Below are 5,409 nucleotides of genomic sequence, written 5' to 3'. Positions count from 1 at the left end.
CTTTCCTTTTCCCGCCATATGAACCGGAGATGAACGGCAGGTTCGTAAAGAGTTCAGACAGGCAAGCGCATTCTCCCCTCATCGGTTCACAAGGGGCGAAGGCCCGCAAAAAGGAGAGAAGACGATGTTCAACACGATCAAGACGGCAGCCCTTTCGGCCCTGGTCGGTCTCGGCACGCTGGCGGCCGTTCCTGCTCACGCCGACAGCCTCTATCTCGGCTTCGGCAACAACAACGACCCGCGTTTTGGCGTCTATACCGGTGACGACGGTTATCGCCATCGCCGTGACGAGCGCCGTGGCAACTGGCGCCGTGGCTGCTCGCCGGACCGCGCCCTCGACAAGGCCGAACGCATGGGCCTCCACCGCGTCCGGATCGTCGACGTCAGCCGTCGTACGGTGAAAGTGGCGGGCCGCCAGGATGGCGACCGCGTCGTCGTCGTGTTCGCCAATGAGCGCGGCTGCCCGGTCATCTATCGCTAAGCTTGGGTTTGGCGGACCCTAGAGGCTGATCTTCTGCGAAGATCAGCCGGGAGACGCGATCTTCTGCGAAGATTGGTCTGGACTAGCCGAGCCCTTTTCCGTTTGAAGGGTGTGGCTCGAAAAAACCCGCGGGAGCAATCCCGCGGGTTTTTCATGCACGCCATTGGTTGATGATTGCCGTGGCCAGGCTCAGCCTCGGATCGTCAGAGCCGCTTATTTCAGTTCGAAGGTGACGGTGACCTGCACATTGTAGGCGTTCTCACCGGCCTGTACCGGAGCCGCGCCGGCCGCGGCATCGAAGGCTTTGGCATTGATCGGCATCGGCGCCGGCCTGATGTTCTGGTCTGTGATCTCGAGCACCCGGCCCAGGCTGACGCCGGCGGCTTCGGCCAGCGTCTTGGCCTTGGCCATGGCGTCGGCGACCGCCTTCTTGCGCGCCTCGGTGACCGTGGCTGCCGGGTTGTCATTGGTGAAGGCAATGCCGCCGCCCTGATTGACGCCCAGCGACACCGCCTTGTCGAGGACCTCGCCTGTCTTGTCGACGTCGCGCACCCGCACCGAAAGCGTGTTGGTCACCTGGTAGGCGACGAGTTCGGCTTCCTGACTGCCGTCCGGCTTGTTGGTGTAGTTGTAGCGCGGGTTGATCTGGATGCCAGCGGTCTGCAGATCGCGGTCCTTGATGCCGGCGGACTTCATCGCCGCGATCACGGCGGCCATGGCGTCATTGTTGGCATCGAGCGCGGCGCGCGCCGTTTTGGCCTCGCGCATGACGCTCAGCGTCAGGACCGCCAGATCGGGGGCTACGGTTGCTTCGCCTTCGCCCGACACGATGATGCGGGGCGGCGTCGGCAGATCGGCGGCTCCAGCCATCGCCGGAAAAGCGATTGCAGTGGCGAGCGCGAGAAGCAAAAGATGTCTGGTCATGAAAATCTCCTTGGTCTGCGATCAAGTCGCAAGGGGTCGCGTAGAGCGTGATTATGGGTTGATTTGGGCGATCTGCGGAAGCCCGTCGGGGAAAGCCTTGTGCCGCGATGCGAAAAACATTAATCCAGCCCGCGTGGGGCCTGTAGCTCAATGGTTAGAGCCGGCGGCTCATAACCGCTTGGTTGGGGGTTCGAGTCCCTCCGGGCCCACCATTAGCTTTCGAAGCCGTTGATTAATTGGGTTTTTTGTACTTTTTTGTCCCACTCTCTTCCACCCCCGCCAAAAGTGGGACATTTTCGTTCTCGTTTCGATCGAATACCAGAAGGGTCCGGGCAGACTGCGCCACTATCCGGCGGCGTGCCTTGCGGATGTAATGATCAGGCTGCTGATAGGTCGTCCAGCCGTAAATCGCCTTCAGCTGTTCATGTGTGGCTCCGTTTTCTGCGGCAACGGTGGCGCCTGCCTTGCGGACCCCGTGGGCGCTGCAGCCCGGGAGCCCCGCTTCGTCGCACCATTGGCGCATCTTGTTACCAAGGCCGTTTTCCGAGAAAGGCCGACCATACTCGGTGACGAGGAATGTCAGGTTGCCGGCCGGGGCGAAGGAAAGCTCATCCTCGAGTTCTGGGAGCAGAGGCAGTTCGACAACAATCGCTTCCTTGCGCACCTTGCTCTTGTCGGTCTTGCCAGGCTTGATCCTGATCCACTTCTCCCAGATCCCGGTATCCTTGTTGCGAACCTGGGTAATGTGTTGTCTGCCGAAGATTGCGGCATCGGACAGTCGCAAACCCGTGAACATGAAAATCGCCAGCGCCATACGAGCCATAGTGCCGCGCGCATGTCGTTTCTCATACTGGACGATCTCCGACACTTCCCAGGTGTGGAAACCTTCGCCATTGCCGGAAGTCAGGCGCTTTATTCCGTTTGCCGGATTGACCTCGACCATCTCGGCATCCTTGGCCCAAGCGAACATTGCGCTAATGGCTTTTGTAATATTGTTGGCTGCCCCCGGAGCGTCTGACCGGGTATCACGGAGCTCCTTGACGTGAGCCCGCTTCATGGCCGCGAACGGTAATGAACCCTTCGTCGAGAAGTCCGGATTGACTGGCCCGCTCAGCGGGTGAGGCAGTTTGCAACGCCTTCGAGTATTGTTCGTCGTCGAAGCATCGTGCCTTCGCCGACCTCTGCGCCACCGCGCCGGAAATACTCCTGGCAAAGCCACATCAGACTGCCGCGAGGGGCAACTGGCCTCACTACAGGCCCGACCACATTCTGAGCCGAAGCATAGGGAACGCCATCTCGCGCGCAGCGCACTTCTTCGTGGAACTCGGCTGAACCTGGCTTTTCTCGCAGACGGATCTTTTTTCTACCCGGTGCCCGGAAGTACAGCCGGATATTGCCGTGCCGATCCCTGTCTTCGACAACGCCTTTCAGATTGAATTTCACCATGGTGCTCGCCACGTCCATCATCTGCGATCCCAAGGATTATCGCTGGAGGACACGCCGTCAAGTTTGTTGTTGCGGTGTGGTAGCCGCCCGAATGCCTCTGCCAGTTCCTCCACATCCCAGACATAGCGCTCTTTGCTGGGCATCCGCGGTTGTGGCATACGGCCATCCGCGACCATCTGGTCGAACGTCGTTGGACTGACGCCGATAGCTACCGCTGCCTGTTCTCGATTAATGCCGAACAGCAGGAGCCCGCCAAGTGCGCGTTTCATTGCTTTTCTCGCTGCACATCGCCTCGCGGGCTGAGTTCCGCGACAGTGGAGCATTCACCTAAGAAGCAATCACGCTACCCTTTCCTTGCTATGCTTGGAATGGATCTGTCCGGCCAATGCGACAAACGGCGGTAACGGCGTGAAAATAGGATAGCAGACCGCGGCTGCGGGGGTTCGAGTCGGGAGACCGCTACATCGCAAGACCCACTATTGAGGGCGCGTTCTTTTGCTATCGCCGGCATGCAGCGTGAGCAAGGTGCGTTCGATGCCGTGCGGTAGAAAATCGCGACCCGTGGCGATGATGGACAGGGCCGATAGATAAGCAATATCAGCTAGTTACGATATGTTGTGTGCAAAAACCGCACACGAAAGTTCTGCTTCTCGTCATTTTTCGTTCGCACGACGGAGCCGCCGACAGTCCGATTTGGACCCTCTTTTGCCGACGATGACAGCCGCTTCATTGCGGCGTTCGCTGCCATATCTATGGGCCGCAACGTACGATCCGCCTCCAACTCCCCTGGGGTTCCTGGAAGCTTTTCGAACTTTCTGGGTCGCTCCTCAGCCCGAATTGCGAGTGCTCATGGATAAGGCAGGATACTAGATTCGGTTTTTAGATAGCTCTGAAGGGATCGACTTCTGGTACATTGTGTCTGATAGCGCGCCGACACGAACTCCCAAGTACCATGCTTGAACGGCAGCTTTGCGCCGCAAGTCGGCCGTGTATGGTCGTGCTCGACCAGCCCGGAAGCAGACATCCTTCTCTTCGACAAAATGTCGAATTAGGCGGGAAGCAGACCTTTGCCACTTGCTCAACGGAGGTCCGGGCTGCGGGACGAAGCTGCTGTCGTCTAGTTTCTCGAGCGTCTTCTTGCTTCGGAAAGCCATGCCATACCAGGATTCTCTATCGGACCGCCTTAGAGGTAGCCGAAAGCTATTCATTCGCCACGGCAACCGACATCAAGCGCATATTGTGAAGCGAGCGGATGCAGCCATGCCCTTCAAAAAGTTGCGCACAATCGAAGCATGATATGCCTCGCGCATCGTCCATTTCGTTCTCATCGATGCCGAGTGTAATGCTGTATGGACTCAAAACGGGTGCAAAGGCGAAAAAGTCCTCCGGCAATGGTTCGATAGACTGCATAAGGCAAACGAATTCGCCGCTCGGGAGCTGAGTAGAGAAGAGCAGTTCGTCGGTCCATACTCCAAGCTTGGCTATTCGATTTGGATCCTCGCGGCTGTAGACGACATTCACCATCCGCCCGCACATGTGGGGAGGCGGTGCCAATGCCGTGTATTGTTTCGTATTTGGTATGGCTTCCTGTTCAGGCCAGAAACCGTCGGACGCAAACAGGATTGAGGCGGCAACCTGCCCCCGGTCCTCTTGTGTCGAGAGACGTTGCCACCGCAATATCGAACGAAAATCGGGACCGTCCTCCCGCCATTCCAAGTGTTGCGCGAAAAACCCTTCCAACAGCGCGACCTGACAAACACCACTTTGGTGAAGGCTGAGTTTAAGCATGCGCCTATATGCGTTACTCGTTAGGTAGACGTCATTGTGGTTGACAAAAAACGACCAGCATTCGGACCGGGGCTTGGCGTCCGCGATCGCGAATCTGAATGCGGTAGTCTTAGCCATCGCCAAAAAGACCTTTAATCGTCGCCTCGTAGATTCCCCTTCTAGGGATTGGTTGGCTCCTCGACTACACTGTCGTAGTGATGTTCGCGAAGAAGTCGTGTGGTGACGCCACCCTTACTACTAGAAGTCCGTTGCGCGAAGAGATCGCCTACCATTCCGTCGAGATTTCGCAGCGCATCACTTGAGCCCCCCGCTCGACGAAAACCGTCGCGAAACAGAGCATAGGCAGCTTGGCCGTGTGTCCATACCGCGCCAGCGATCACTGCAAATAGAAGGTCGCGGTCCTCGCCACCGGTCGTCAACGAGATCGCCCGAGCCCAGAACGGAAGATTGTCCTCGGTCAAGTAACACAACATCAGGCAGGCCCCTATCGCATGGTCGCGCCGCTCTGCCTCGACGCTCTGCTCAAGGACCGACATCCAGATATGGGGACTGTAAGTGAGGTAGTTACGGTAAGAAAACTGTTCCACCCAAGTGGCCATCCAATCCTTCAGCGCAGCTTCGCTGCTTTCGCAAATGTCGTCAGAATTGGTTGCGGCATCGTAACATCGATGCGCCTCGGCGAAGTGCCCGCAGAACAAATGCGCGTCACCCGCGCAGATCGCGACCTGCGGTTTCGCGTCAGCCTCATACGCATGGTCGTAAAGAGTAGC

At 58.1% G+C, this 5,409-nt stretch carries 7 protein-coding genes and 1 tRNA gene; 2 read left to right on the top strand and 6 right to left on the bottom strand.

Annotated features, from left to right (window positions below; all coding sequences use genetic code 11):
- Positions 1 to 124 precede the first annotated feature (124 nt).
- Positions 125 to 481 (top strand): hypothetical protein, encoded by a 357-nt coding sequence (locus tag EN939_RS19400; RefSeq protein WP_127269289.1) that lies wholly within the window; start codon positions 125 to 127, stop codon positions 479 to 481.
- Between the two features lie 213 nt (positions 482 to 694).
- Here EN939_RS19400 and EN939_RS19395 read toward each other — a convergent pair whose 3' ends face one another.
- Positions 695 to 1,405, bottom strand: coding sequence for an SIMPL domain-containing protein (locus tag EN939_RS19395; RefSeq protein ID WP_127269288.1), 711 nt, complete (start codon positions 1,403 to 1,405; stop codon positions 695 to 697).
- Between the two features lie 136 nt (positions 1,406 to 1,541).
- Here EN939_RS19395 and EN939_RS19390 point away from each other — a divergent pair.
- Positions 1,542 to 1,617 (top strand) — tRNA-Ile (locus tag EN939_RS19390).
- A 20-nt stretch (positions 1,618 to 1,637) separates the two neighbouring features.
- Here the strand turns inward: EN939_RS19390 and EN939_RS19385 are convergent.
- The 5 genes from EN939_RS19385 to EN939_RS38115 all read right to left on the bottom strand — a co-directional run.
- Positions 1,638 to 2,348 carry a tyrosine-type recombinase/integrase gene (locus tag EN939_RS19385; protein ID WP_164748679.1) on the bottom strand — a complete coding sequence of 237 codons (711 nt, stop codon included), beginning with the start codon at positions 2,346 to 2,348 and terminating at the stop codon, positions 1,638 to 1,640.
- Positions 2,349 to 2,515: 167 nt separating this feature from the next.
- Positions 2,516 to 2,872, bottom strand: coding sequence for a hypothetical protein (locus EN939_RS19380; RefSeq protein ID WP_127269286.1), 357 nt, complete (start codon positions 2,870 to 2,872; stop codon positions 2,516 to 2,518).
- Entirely contained in the window at positions 2,869 to 3,120 is a 252-nt protein-coding gene (locus EN939_RS19375) for a helix-turn-helix transcriptional regulator (protein WP_127269285.1), read from the bottom strand. The genes EN939_RS19380 and EN939_RS19375 overlap by 4 nt, the downstream gene beginning before the upstream one ends.
- A gap of 931 nt (positions 3,121 to 4,051) precedes the next feature.
- On the bottom strand, positions 4,052 to 4,639 hold the full coding sequence (locus tag EN939_RS19370; RefSeq protein ID WP_127269284.1) for a hypothetical protein: 588 nt from the start codon (positions 4,637 to 4,639) through the stop codon (positions 4,052 to 4,054).
- 158 nt (positions 4,640 to 4,797) lie between these two features.
- Positions 4,798 to 5,409 (bottom strand): hypothetical protein (locus EN939_RS38115; protein ID WP_164751081.1); only part of this gene is annotated, 612 nt, incomplete at its 5' end.

Origin of the sequence: Mesorhizobium sp. M7A.F.Ca.CA.002.05.1.1 (genome assembly GCF_003998335.1) — a bacterium.
Classification (GTDB): domain Bacteria; phylum Pseudomonadota; class Alphaproteobacteria; order Rhizobiales; family Rhizobiaceae; genus Mesorhizobium.
This window is presented reverse-complemented; position numbering and strand designations above follow the sequence as displayed.